Consider the following 13008-nt stretch of genomic DNA (forward strand, 5'->3'; position numbering starts at 1 on the left):
CGATCGCGATGGAAGACGGCCTGCGTTTCGCCATCCGCGAAGGCGGCCGCACCGTCGGCGCCGGCGTCGTCTCGAAAATCATCGAGTAATCACGGTAGTCGGGCTTTGGCCCGACAAATCGGTGAACTAAAGAAGGCCGCTCCACATGGGGCGGCCTTTTCTCATCCAATCTTCTCGGCGCATTGAGATTATTCGTCGAATGATCTCGGGCAAGCTGAGTTCATTGAACAAAACAGCTGTCGATCTCGCATTCTTAATCTACCGTCCACTCCAAACGAAGACTGAACTCCCAGCTCTCTATTGCAACAGCAAGGGTGACGCGCAAATCAAGTGCGTCCCGGCGATCAGGGGAGACTAAGATGTTTGGTTTTGAATTTCTGAACTATGGAACGCAAATCCTTCACAGCAAGGATTTGGATGATATGAGAGCCGCTGTTCTCGGTGACGACGAACAGGAAGTTGAGTGCAAAATCAGCGACTTTTGCCGAGAGCGCAAGCGATTTGATATCAAGCTTGCTGAAATGTCGGACAGCATGGCGAGAGGAGCGACCTCGGTCAAAACCAGCGCAGACGCGGCCTAACGGCGCAATAGTCGTTTCACGCCGGGTTCTGGGTTCACATGCTCTTTGCCCATGGCTCACGCCCGACCATCCGGTCGGCCTCGGCGGTGATGTCGTTCATATGCTGCTCAAGGCTCAGACGAAGGGCCTCAATCTGCTCTTCGCTGGCCTTGCGTGGAACTGGATCGGTCCATTCGCGGCACAGAAATACGCCGTCGTTGCGCCAGGGGCGAGGCATCAGCAGACGATCCCAAGTTCCGGCTTCGCGCCCGTGCCGCGCGGAATAGGTGATGCCGAAAACTCGTTTACCTGATGTGCGAGCCCAGACCAGCGGTACGGTCGAGGATACCCGCTCGGGTCCGCGAGGGCCGTCGGCGGCAATGCCAATCGAGATACCCTGTTTCATCTTTCCCAGCACTTCGCGCGACAAAGCGACGTGGCGCTTGCGGCTGGACATTGCAATTGTATCCATCCCGAACAGCTTCTGCACTCGCCCCACCATGCTACCCGCGCGCGCTGCCGAAGTGATCGAGCAGATGCGGCCCTTGTCCAGAGGGAAGAAATATGGCGATTGTGCCAGTCTCTGGTGCCACAGCACCACGATGACCGGTTCGCCCTGTTCGGCCAGTTGATCCAGCTCTTCGTAACCGATGCGCTGCCAGCGTGTGTTGCGATGCACCAACCGGATATAGCTTGCGATCCGTCGCGCGACCCAGTTCAGCACGGCTTCGCTGTCTGCGATTTTCTTGCGGATGCTCAAGGCTGCGGTCCTCCTGCTGGCCGAGCCTTGTCTTAAAGAACTGCGCGCCGGGCGCAACTTTTTTGTCAGCGGTAAAGTGTTCGGAAAACTCAAAAAGCCTCTTGAGTCCGCTGCGCCTCTGTCATATCTGATGGCCCAGCCTAGGGGTATAGCTCAGTTGGTAGAGCGACGGTCTCCAAAACCGTAGGTCGCGGGTTCGAACCCTGCTGCCCCTGCCATTTCCCACCGGACAAGCGAAATTCCTGCAACAGAGGCGCGGGCTTGGTGCATACGTGTGGCGCAATTCACTTGACGTGTGCGGCAATAAAGAAAAAGCTTGATCAAGGCTGAAGGAAAAGCCATCAGGACTGTCCAGCTAATGTGCTAAAGTCGTTCGGCTTTTGTGTCACAATATGCAAGCCTGACCGGGTAGGGGAACCCGGAGACGATCGGGGACAACGGGGATAATGACAGAGATCGACGCATTCCTTGAAGAACACGGGCTGTCGAAATATGCGCCGGTATTCGCGTCGAACGAAGTTACATTGGCCGATCTCGCACATCTCTCCGAACATGATTTGATCGACCTTGGGCTGCCACTTGGACCAAGGCGCCGATTGATGGCCGCATTGGGGCAGGCGCGGGATGCCAATCCGACCCCGGTGCAAGGCAGCGGGAAGATTGTCGCCGAGCGGAGGCAACTGACAGTTATGTTTGTTGATCTGGTTGGCTCGACTGCCATGTCCGAGCGGCTTGATCCCGAAGACTTGGGGGAGCTGCTTCGGCGGTTCAAGGAAATTTGCTCGACCTCGGTTGCTCGCTTTGGTGGACATATCGCCGATTTCATGGGTGACGGGGCGATGATCTATTTCGGGTATCCTCACGCGGTGGAAGATGCGGCCTCGCGCGCCGTTCATGCGGGTCTGGATATTCTTGAAGGATTGAATCGCATGGAAGGCCAGGAGCGTCTGACTGCGCGGATCGGTGTTTCGACCGGTCTTGTCGTTGTGGGCGAGATCCATGGCGAAGGGTTGAAGGAACATGACGTGGTCATGGGGCGTACACCCAATCTGGCAGCACGTTTGCAGAGTTTGGCCGAGCCCAATACACTGATCATCAGCCCATCCACTCGCAGATTGGTGGGCAATGCATTTGAACTGCAGGATCGCGGGTCTTTCGCACTGAAAGGGTTTTCGGAACCGATACAAGCCTGGAGCGTCACAGGGCAGGCGCGGATCGAGCGCAGATTTGACATAATGCCTGATGCCGGTTCTGGTCGGCTCATTGGGCGCCAGGCAGAGTTCCGCAAGCTGACCGACAAATGGAATGAGGCAAGTCAGGGCGCTGGACAATCGGTTCTTGTCACTGGCGAGGCAGGGATCGGCAAATCACGCCTGATTGAGGGGCTTAGCCAAGAAGTGCTGGATCAAGGCGCGCTTCGCCTGAACTTCCAGTGTTCGCCCTTTCATGCCAACTCGGCACTTTATCCGATCATTCAGCATCTGGAACGCGCCGCAGGATTTGCGCCGACAGACAACGATGAGGATAAACTGGGAAAACTCTCGTACCTCTTGCGCCATCACCCGCCTGAGCATGTGCGCCTGATCGCTGATTTGTTGAGCGTTGATGCTGATGCTACGCTGGGGCCTCTCGACCTGCCGCCGCAAGTGAAGCTTGAGAAGACGTTGGAGGCAGTGACAGAACAGCTTGCGACGTTAGCGCGAGAACGACCGGTGTTGCTGTTGTTCGAAGATGCGCATTGGGTTGATCCGACCACCTTGTCTCTTACAGATCGGGTGATCGAACATATTCGGGACCTACCGGTGCTGATCGTCGTAACAGCACGTACCGGTTTCGATCCGGGTTGGGGTCACCACAACAATACCCTACGTATACCTCTCAAGCGTTTGACCAATCGGGATGTGGCTGAGATCGTAGCTGAGGTGGCGGGGGGGCACCCAGTACCACCCGAGGTTTGCGACCTTATTGCGGCCAAGACGGATGGCATTCCGCTTTATGTCCAGGAAGTGACCCGCGGTCTTTTGGAATCGGGGCAATTGCGCTTGAGCGACAAGGGTTATGTCGTGCGCGGCCCCCTGCCATCGCTTTCAGTTCCCAGCACGTTGCAGGATTCGCTGATGGAGCGTTTGGACCGTTTGGGCAAGGCCAAAGAAGTGGCGCAAACCGGCGCCGTGTTCGGGCGGCAGTTCTCGATCGCGTTGCTGGCCTCTGTTTCGTTTCTGTCTCCGACGGTTCTGCAGGCCGGACTGGAACAGCTCTCATCGGCCGGGATCATTCTTCAAGCCCCGGATGCGGCAGAGGATGAGTTCATCTTCCGCCACGCATTGATTCGCGACATGGCTTATGACAGCCTGCTGCGCACGGAACGGCAGTCGCTGCATGACCGCGCGGCGGGTGCGTTGCTGGAGAACCAGCCGCAACTGGCCCAGACTCAGCCCGAGGTTCTGGCACAGCATTACACGTTGGCCCAACGCGCGGATGAGGCCGTGATGCACTGGCAAAGCGCGGGGCGTCGAGCGATCGAACGCTCGGCCCAGGCCGAGGCGTTGACCCATCTGTCGAAAGCTCTGGATCAGCTTGCCGATCTGCCAAAGAGCCGTGCACGGGATTTGCAAGAGATCGACATCCAGATTCTGCGTGCCGGTGTCCTGCGCTCAACAAGTGGTATTTCAGGGGATGCGACGGGTGAGGCCTATGGGCGTCTGCGCGAACTATGTCACCGAGCTGACGAGACCGAGCGGCTGTTTCCTGTGCTCAACGGGCTATATGCATTCCATCTTGTGCGTGCCGAATATCGATTGGCGAAAGGCGTGGCTGCGCAGATCCTCGATCTGGCGGCGACAAGCGGCAAGACCGAACACCGCATGGTCGGTCATCGCGCTATGGGGGCGGTGCAATTGCATCTGGGCAACCTGTCAGATGCAAAGCGCCATCTTGAGCAAGCTTGGGAGCTTTATGATTTTGATCAGCACAGCCAGCTAGCCTATGTCTATGGAACGGATCATGCCGCGATTACATCAGCATTTCTGGGCACATGTTATTGCCTGATGGGTCGGCATCAAGATGCACTGCAGGTGCAGAATACAGCGCTGGAATGGTCCAAGAACCTCAAGCACGCGCATAGTGTGGCGCAGATCTTGGTTTACATGTGCAAGGTTCACCTGCTGGCGCGCGACATCCCTGCATTGCAAAGGGATGTTAAGGCGCTGTCCGAAGTCGCCGAGGAGCATTCGCTACCCTTTATGGCGACCATTGCGCGGCTATGGGAAAGCTGGGCAAAGGCGACCACGACCTCTGAAGTCGAGCATATCGAGGACCTGCGTCAGGCGTCGGAAGACTGGTGGTCGGTTGGGGCCGGAAATTACAAGACTTTCTTCCCTTCGCTGATTGCCGAGATTCAGACAAACGCCGGCCATCACGACGCGGCGCATCAGACTTTGACGCACGCCAGAAATGTTCTGAGTAAAACCGAAGAGAAATGGGCCGAGGCCGATCAGCTTCGTATTGAGGCCGCCCTTGTAGCCAAGACAGGGGGCGATCCCGTACCGCTGCTGTTGCGCGCTATCGAAACAGCGCAAAGGCAAGGCGCGCGGCTTTACGAGCTTCGTGCGGCGGTCGCGTTGGCGGAGTGGCGGCAACACCGAGGCGAACCGGTTGGTGAGGCGTTGAATTCGGTCATGTCGCATTTCCATCAAGATGCCCAACTGCCGGACCTCAAAGACGCACGAGCGTTGATGGAAACGATTACTTGACCCGAAGGCCAACTTGCTGCCAGCTTGGGCGCGGGCAGAGCTGGGATGATACCTGAATTTCGACTTTTAAGCGCTGGGTCACCAGTCCGGCGCCCCGCTCTTGTGGTATGAGGAGACCTAATGCGTAAGATCAGCAAAACACTTCTGGCCAAGGATGTCTTGGCGCAAAGCCGTACCGATCTGGCGCTGCAGCAGTACCATTCGATCACGCCCGATGAGATACGTGAATTTGAGAAGAAACTGATCGGAACGGTCACTCTGCCGACCGACGCGGATTACAACAATGACCGGCAGGTTTGGAATCCGGCTTTCCAGGACTACCCAGAGATCATCGTCTATTGCGAGACCATTCAGGATGTACGCGCCAGCCTTGCTTTCGCGCGTGAGCATGACCTGTGGGTTGTTGCGCGGTCAGGGCGTCACAGCACGGCGGGGTATTCGGTCAATAACCAGATGGTGCTGGATACCAGCCGAATGCGTTACGTGACCGTCGATCCAAAGGTGCCGATGGCCTATGTCGGTCCGGGCACACCGTTCAAGATGCTGAATTCGGAGTTGAACTCCTATCACCTGCACGTGCCGGGCGGGGCCTGTCAGGATGTCTGCGTTGCGGGTTTCATGATGGGCGGCGGCTATGGCTTTACCTCGCGCAGGCTTGGGATGGCTTGCGACAGCGTTCTGGGTGTCACCGTGATGCTGTGGGACGGCAGTATCGTGATCGCGGACAAAGACACGAACTCCGACCTCTTCTGGGCCATACGAGGCGGGACCGGCAACAACTTTGGTGTGTTGCTGGAAATCCGCTACCAGCTGCACCAGCTGTATGAAGTCTGGGGTTGCCACATCACATGGCCGTTGGACAAAGCCGCCAAGGCACTGGAGTACCTGCAGGCCAACTACATGCGCACCTGCGAAGATGACCGTTTCGGGGCCTATATCTTTCTGGCCTATCAGGGAGATCGAAAGGTGTTGCTGGTGTCGGCGCTCTATGATGGCACGTCCGAAGAGGGGAACGCGTTTGTTCAGCCCCTGCTGAGCGATGAAATCGGCGGCGAGATGGGTGAGGACGACCAGAACTATGGCACCTATCAAGAAATCAACTCATGGTTATATGACGACAAATATGACATCCCCGTCGTCCCCGATCAGGCGCGTGAAGATAAGCAGGCCGGATATATTGAACGCCAGCTCAGCGAAGTCGAATGGCAGCGCGTCGTAGACTACCTCGACAGCACGCCCAATGCTTATGGCGCTGTGGCCATCGAACCTTATGGGGGGGCGATCAATCGGATGCCGTTGGGCAAACAAGGCAATGCCTTCATTCACCGTGATGTGTCGCTGAACTTCTACGTCGATGTGTTCTGGGTGTCGGAAGAAGAAAAAGAGATCGTGGTGCCGTGGCTCGACGGATTCATGGAACTGATGACCGAAGAAGGCTATTTCATTGACCGCGTCTATCAGAACTATCCACGGCGGACCCAGAAGAACTATCGCTGGCAATACTGGGGCGAGTATTTCAACTCTTTGCTGTTCGTGAAGCAGAAATTCGACCCGCATAACTTCTTCCATTATCAGCAGAGCATTTCGCCGGTGCCGGATGACGCTCCGCCAGACATCATCCGAGATACGTCCAAGTCGATCTTCGACGACCCAACTATCACATACGAGAGCTATTCGAACCCCTGAAAGCGGGGGCTGCCAAGGCCAAACGGGGGAGGGCCCAGTATGGACACGATCCAAGAGATTTTCTTTCTGCCACCCATGGCGGTTGCCCGTCTTGGACCGGGTGAGACACCGCTGGAAAGTTATGAGTGGCAGCAGGACATGGATGCCCATGGCAACAACAAAACGGTCATCCGGTCGAACATAACCTTTCGCGAGATTGAAGATGGCAGTGTCACTGCCTATCTTCCCGATCCCGACACAATCCGCTTTCGCGACGAAGGCGGCGCGTTGCGCCCGGTTGCCCCGTTCTTTGAGCTGTGGGCGCGGATGCATGATGCCGAGACGGGCGAGGAATATGAGACACCGGTGACGCTCGATCTGCTCGACGATCAGGGCCTGTCGCTGCAAAACGTGCGCTATTCGGTCACCGTCGGGAACACCAAGGCCGAGCGCCGGACTGGCGACGCGGCTTGCGGGTTTCGTGCACGGGTCGAGATTGCGGGTCAGGATTTCACCCCGAAACCCCTGCTGGCCTTCAGTCCGTATACGTCCGAACAACAGCCGATGGTCTATGAGCATAACCCGATCCCGCTAGGCTCGATCCGTGTGATGCATCCTGTGCAGGGTCATGATGAACCAGTCGAAGGGGAGTTCATCGACCGCAGTATCCTGCGCCTGCGCTTTATGCCTCCGAAAGGCGAGGTTTATGGCCCGCCTGATGCTGCATACGGTCCGGCGACGCTGGCCGTACCGGGCTATCAGAACGACCCGCCGAAATCGGAATATGGTCGCATCCACGAAATCGTGCCCGAACAGAACCGCATCCTGAACCCCGACACCCCTTGGTCGAAATGGATCATGATGTCCGGCACCTCGGACGACCCTGAGCCGCATGATAGTTACGACGGTGCCCGTGTGGGCAATGACCAATCCTGGGGAGTGGCCGATGACACCAGCGATGGCGTGATCGAGGCGACGCTGGCCGTGCGTGGCGAACGCCTAACCGCACGCGCCACGATCATGACCGGACCACCCGATTTTGCACCTGATGCGCGGCCGTTCTACAGCCTTGAGGATGATCTGGCCGATCGTGATCTGTCGCTAATCTCGGTAACTGAAGAAAACTACACCCAGGCCAAAGACGAGGTGGTCGATATCTTCCGCCGCGCCTTCGAGACCAACAGCCTGATCAACCTCGACGATATCCGCGCGCAAGGTTTGAAGGACAATGCCAAATTACAGGCGAAAACCGGGATTTCCCCGACGCCGGGCCTGCCGTCAACCGATGCGAAATCCATGACGGAGGAGGATGCAAGGCCGCCGGACAAGATCGACGAACTGATCCGCCCGCAACCGATCTCAGTCTTTTCGAACTCCGTGCCGAATGATCGGCTGCCCTATACAGTGGCGACGAAGTTCGTGCATGAGCAGTTGATTGACGAGGCCAACCTGCTGGATTTCCTGCGCCGTCGCCCGGATTTCGTTAAAACGCTGCTGCGTCCACCATATGGTATCCTGACCGCGCTTGAGACAAACCCGAACCCTGATCAAAATCCGAACCCGGATTTTCGCGATCCTCGGATTATCCGCGACTCGATGCACGACGCGCGGATGCCGCCTTATATGCGCGATTCCAACTATTACCCGCTGTCGCTGTCGCGCAGGCAGTACCATCTGGTGATCTCGTTCATCGACTATCTGGTTGCACAGGAAACGGAGGCTCAGAATGTCTGATCAGCCCGGCCAAATCCGCGTTAAACCCCGCAACCTGACCGCCCGCGCGGCCTATAAGGTACCGGGCAACCCCGACAACACGCGACTGGACGGATCGGTGGGGAATTGCTTTCCCGGTCTGGAAATGGATGTGCGCAACCTGGACCGCCGCTTTTTCCCCGGTCTGGTGTTCAACGCCGCGCGGGTGCCGCTGAACCCCGTGCCCGAGGCACCGAAGAATTCGCAGGGCTTCCATCTGGTTTTTGTGGACTATTTCTACGACCCGATGCTGCCTGACAACAGCCCCGAGGAGTGGGTGCAGACGCTGTTGGAGGCCTACAGCGGTGACATCGGCGCAAAGCTCAGCCAAGGTCGCTGGTTCCTGTCATGGGTCGAGCAGAGCGGTAAGCGCATCACTTTCAAGGAGGAAGACGGCACACCCTATGACGGGCTGATGATTTGGCGGTTCATCCGCAGTCTGGAACATGGTGATGACAAACCGGTCAGCATTGCGCTGGAACGGCGCAATCATGAAGGCATCGTGGATACCGAGCAGGTTGTCCTGCACGGTTTTCGCCGCCAGTACCGGACCGAGGCGGGTGTCTTCAGCGAAGCCTATGATCCCGGCGAACTGACGCAGAGCCTGTGCAACCCGTGGTCCCATGACTTCCGCGACTGCGGCTGCCACTACTGGCCCTCGAACCATCCCGATGTGGTGATGGCCGAGGTTGCACATGACGATCAGCTGCCCTCGGGCCAGTCAAAGAACCCGATCGAGGCCGAGACCTATCTGGATTGGCTGCGCTCGGACAAGTCTCCGTCCGGTAACGTCGCGGCGCTGAATACGGTCGAACAAAACCGCCCCTACCAGATTGACCATTATCAGGTAAATCAGATGTGGAGCGAATTGCCTATCGTCGTTGAAGGCCGCGAAACGGGCGAGGTTTATGAAGTTGATCCCGAAATGCCAGGCGTGGAGCCCTATGACACGCCGCAGGCGATGATCGAGGACCTCAAGACGCGTCTGGCCGCGATGGAGATGACGCTGAGCCTGCAATATCTCTATGCCTATTTTTCGTTGGCGGATCCCGAAACGGCGGATACCCGAAAATGGCCGACGCTGAAAGACGATCTGATATTTGCCCGGCGTTCGGTGCTGGAGGTCGCGATTGGCGAGATGACCCATATGCGCTGGGCGAACCAGTTGCTTTGGGAGCTTGAGCCCGAGGGGTATGAACCCATCTTGACCCCGTCCGAAACCTTGCCGGCGGGCAAGGGTAAGACTCAGCCGCGCGCACTAAGGCCACTGACGGCGGAAGCGCTTGCGGATTTCATCGAGATCGAGCGCCCCGGAGGCTTTATCGACCGCGCTTATGCGCAATGTGTGGCGACTTTGGAGCAGGAGGATTTGTTCCCGGAACGCCGCCTTTATGCGCTGGCGGTACGGATCGACACCGACGGGGACGAGCACTTCCTGCGCTTCAGTCAAATGAAGGACGTTTTGGCCAAATACGATACGGGAGAGGGCACGCCTGCCTATTTGCGTCAGATTGAGGTTGGCACTGAAGAGGAGGCCAGGACGGCGCTGGAACTCTACGCGAAGGTCAAGGATGGGTTAGCCAACGCCTATACGCTTGAAGCGGATGGCAAATTTGAAGACTCCCAGGCCTACATCCAGCAGGTGCGCGATGACATGAAGCTGTTCCGCGTCGAGGGCGAAGCGCTGGCCGCCAAGGGGATTGGCATCCCGTTCTGGACGGAGGGTAAGGCGTGATCCCACCCGCCGCGCAGGTGCATTTCTTTGACACAGGGCATGGAGATCACATGCTGGCAGTTGATGGATCGCGCGTGTTTGATGTGCCTGAGGGGACGGCGGACCAATTCGCAACGATGGACAAGAGAAGTCAAAGCGCTTTCCTCAGGTCCATGGGATTGGATGGAACACCTTTCATCGATGACACGCTGCCTCAGAGTATGCCCGTGAGGTCGCTGTCACTGGCAGTGGCGCAGAAATGCAATCTGGCTTGCACTTATTGCTATGCTGCAGGGGGAGAATTTGGTGGACCCGCGCGGAATATGGAATGGGAAGTCGCCAAGGCTTCGGTTGATCGGCTGGTGGCCGAAGCCGAACCCGGTGTGCGGATCAACCTTGCTTATTTGGGTGGAGAACCTCTGATCAACCGTGATCTGGTGCAACGCACTACGGAATATGCCGTCGATCAGGCGCATGCCAACGGGTTGAGCGTCGGGTTATCGATCACAACCAACGGGACCCTGCTACGCCCCGAGGATGCGGCGTTTTTCGAAGCGCATGGATTTGCTGTCACCATCAGTCTGGATGGCATGGGCGAGGTCCATGACAAGCTGCGCCCAAATCGTGGCGGTCGGGGTAGTTTTGATACGATCCTGAAACGGGTCGAACCTTTGCTGGCAACTCAACACCGTATGCAGGTTGGTGCCCGGGTGACGGTTACGCCGCAGAATATGAACCTGCCAGAGACGCTGGATCGGTTTGTGGGAATGGGATTTCATTCGATTGGATTCTCGCCCATGCTGGCCTCGCCCAACGGTCAGCATGAACTGAACCGGAGTGATTTGGACGAGATGCTATCGCAGATGATCCGTTGCGGCGAAGTTTTCGAGGCGGCGGTAATCGAAGGGCGGCGCTACCCTTTCTCGAACATGGCAGCGGCGATGCAGGAGATCCACCGAGGCACCCACCGGCCCTATGCCTGCGGGGCAGGGGGCGGGTATTTCGGCGTGTCTGCTGATGGTGGACTGTTCGCCTGCCATCGCTTTGTTGAAGACGAAGCCGGAGCCATGGGCGATGTCTATGATGGCCCTGATCTTCGGCGAGAAAATTGGTTGACGAACCGTCACGTGCACACCCAGTCCCCGTGCGGCACTTGCTGGGCGCGGTATCTGTGCGGCGGCGGCTGTCATCACGAGGTCATCCATCGCGGACGCCCCGCTTGCGACTACATTCGAGGTTGGTTGCACTATTGCCTTCAGGCCTATGTCCGCTTGTCCGAAGCACGTCCGGATTATTTTGGCGTGTCCGCACGGGTGGCCTCTGCCTGATAGGATGGAGATTGAGACCGAAATCTGCATGATCGGAGGCGGCCCGGCAGGTAGCGCTGCTGCGCTGAGGTTGGCTCAGCTAGGTCGGCGCGTCTGCCTGATCGAGCGGCAAACGTTCCCGCGCCAACATGTCGGCGAGTCATTGCCGCCATCAATCTGGCCGATCCTGAACCTGTTGGGGGTCGACGAAACCGTTACCCAAGCCGGTTTTCTGCGTACAAGCGGATCGCTTTTGCATTGGGCCGGAGCGTTCGAACGTCGCGGCGTCGCCGGTGATCACCCCGGACTTTTGGTTGACCGGGGCCAGTTCGATGCCGTGCTGTTACGTGCAGCACAAGCGGCAGGGGCGCAGGTCGTCCAACCTGCGCGCGCATACCGCCCGGTGCGCCAGCAGTCTGGTTGGGAGATTCCCGTTCGGACCGACACGGGCGCCTTTCGGATCCAGGCACAAATCCTGCTGGACGCAGCGGGACGGCAAGCCGGGCTGGGCCGCAGGTTTCGCCCTGCATCCCAACCTTTGTTGGCGCTTTATGCTTATTGGCACGTGCCGCCGGGCTTTGGCCCGCAAGCCCGGGTCGAGGCGGGACAAAGGCATTGGTATTGGGGCGCGTTGTTACCGGGAGGAGTGGTCAACGCAATGGTTTTTGTCGATCCCGACGCCTGCATCGGGCTGCAACCCGCAGATCGACGCGATCTCTATCTGAATCTTCTGGCCCGTTCGACATTACTGGCACCCTGTCTGGAACAGCGCCGTATCGGGCCTGTGCGGCGGGCGGATGCGACCAGCCAGGCCGAGACAACACCACCAACACGCGACCTTCTGCGGGTCGGAGAGGCCAGCTTCGCGGTCGACGCGTTGTCGTCGCAGGGGGTGCAATTGGCGATGGGGCAGGCGGTGCAGGCCGCAGCCGTGGTGAACACGCTTCTGACAACCCCCGATCATAGTGATCTGGCCTTGTCTTTTTATGCGGATCGGCAATTCGAGCGTGTGCAGACCCATGCAGCGCTCGCAGCCGATTTCTATGCACGGCAGCATGCTGTCGATCCTTCGCACTTCTGGGCTGAGCGCGCAAAGCCGTTGGATTGGGTAAAGCCTCCAGCGTTCGATCCAAACACGGAGGCGTTGCGTGATGATCAGCACCTGATCCTGTCACCTCAGGCCAAGCTCATCGCTTCCGGCGTGCAAACCGCTTCGCATATCGTACCCGGCCTTGTCATAGGGCACCCGAATCTTCCAAGGCCAGTTGCAAATCTGGAGGGCGCAATGCTGGGACCGTTGTTAGAGCGGCTTGGCGCCCCGACAACCACTTTGAACATCATCAAGAGCTGGTCAGAGGTTTTGGCCACACACACGGCGTCGCGCATTCTGCGCTGGCTTTGGTATCATCGCATCGTGATCCCCGCCGCTGATCAGGCTTAATCGAGGTTTCCTCGGCGCGTTGAATCACCTAAAGTCCGCCGCAACGCCAATCGCCAA

The 13008-nt window shown here is 58.0% G+C and carries 9 protein-coding genes and 1 tRNA gene; 9 read left to right on the forward strand and 1 reads right to left on the reverse strand.

Annotated features, from left to right (window positions below; all coding sequences use genetic code 11):
* Window positions 1-89: EF-Tu C-terminal domain-related protein (locus ACR0AY_RS19645; protein WP_206020970.1), on the forward strand; the 89-nt coding region annotated here is incomplete at its 5' end.
* Between the two features lie 270 nt (window positions 90-359).
* Entirely contained in the window at window positions 360-581 is a 222-nt protein-coding gene (locus tag ACR0AY_RS19650) for a hypothetical protein (protein WP_170420395.1), read from the forward strand.
* 34 nt (window positions 582-615) lie between these two features.
* On the opposite strand, the gene ACR0AY_RS19655 is transcribed toward ACR0AY_RS19650, so the two are convergent.
* Window positions 616-1320 (reverse strand): DUF374 domain-containing protein, encoded by a 705-nt coding sequence (locus ACR0AY_RS19655; protein ID WP_170402235.1) that lies wholly within the window; start codon window positions 1318-1320, stop codon window positions 616-618.
* 142 nt (window positions 1321-1462) lie between these two features.
* Here ACR0AY_RS19655 and ACR0AY_RS19660 point away from each other — a divergent pair.
* From ACR0AY_RS19660 to qhpG, 7 genes are all read left to right on the forward strand, one after another.
* A tRNA-Trp gene (locus ACR0AY_RS19660) sits at window positions 1463-1538 on the forward strand.
* Between the two features lie 228 nt (window positions 1539-1766).
* Entirely contained in the window at window positions 1767-5072 is a 3306-nt protein-coding gene (locus tag ACR0AY_RS19665; protein ID WP_170513473.1) for an adenylate/guanylate cyclase domain-containing protein, read from the forward strand.
* A 120-nt stretch (window positions 5073-5192) separates the two neighbouring features.
* Complete coding sequence (locus tag ACR0AY_RS19670; protein ID WP_170513476.1) at window positions 5193-6758, forward strand: FAD-binding oxidoreductase; 1566 nt, start codon at window positions 5193-5195, stop codon at window positions 6756-6758.
* 39 nt (window positions 6759-6797) lie between these two features.
* Entirely contained in the window at window positions 6798-8471 is a 1674-nt protein-coding gene (locus tag ACR0AY_RS19675) for a hypothetical protein (protein WP_170513478.1), read from the forward strand.
* Window positions 8464-10224 (forward strand): ferritin-like domain-containing protein, encoded by a 1761-nt coding sequence (locus tag ACR0AY_RS19680; protein ID WP_170513481.1) that lies wholly within the window; start codon window positions 8464-8466, stop codon window positions 10222-10224. The genes ACR0AY_RS19675 and ACR0AY_RS19680 overlap by 8 nt, the downstream gene beginning before the upstream one ends.
* Window positions 10221-11531 (forward strand): radical SAM/SPASM domain-containing protein, encoded by a 1311-nt coding sequence (locus tag ACR0AY_RS19685; RefSeq protein WP_170513483.1) that lies wholly within the window; start codon window positions 10221-10223, stop codon window positions 11529-11531. Before ACR0AY_RS19680 ends, ACR0AY_RS19685 begins: the two co-directional genes overlap by 4 nt.
* A 4-nt stretch (window positions 11532-11535) precedes the next feature.
* Window positions 11536-12951, forward strand: a complete 1416-nt coding sequence (gene qhpG / locus ACR0AY_RS19690; protein ID WP_480454521.1) for a flavin-dependent monooxygenase QhpG — start codon at window positions 11536-11538, stop codon at window positions 12949-12951.
* Window positions 12952-13008: the final 57 nt, after the last annotated feature.

The organism is Ruegeria sp. A5 (assembly GCF_056543005.1).